A 236-nucleotide genomic window follows, 5' to 3' on the forward strand; every position below is an offset into this window, starting at 1 on the left:
TATAGATAGCGACTATGGTTACGCATACTGGCAGCGCGCCTGTGCGTATGCTTTAACGCATGAGCATGCAGATGCCCTAGCCGATATAAAAATGTCGCTTGAATACTCACCCAACTTACGAAATGAGCTACTTCATGAAAGTGCCTTTGCCAGTCTGCATGATAACGACAGCTTTAATGCGATAGTTTCAAACGAAGCCTAAACTTCGTTGCCTACAGGGAGGGTGGTAAAAAGCG

At 45.8% G+C, this 236-nt stretch carries 1 protein-coding gene; it reads left to right on the top strand.

From position 1 onward, the window contains the following. Positions 1–202, top strand: a 202-nt coding sequence (locus tag AAEY62_RS24755; protein WP_502935577.1) for a TPR end-of-group domain-containing protein, incomplete at its 5' end; no start/stop codon positions are given. Positions 203–236: the final 34 nt, after the last annotated feature.

The sequence above is a fragment of the Pseudoalteromonas sp. GW168-MNA-CIBAN-0100 genome (assembly GCF_040309225.1).
GTDB lineage: Bacteria > Pseudomonadota > Gammaproteobacteria > Enterobacterales > Alteromonadaceae > Pseudoalteromonas > Pseudoalteromonas arctica.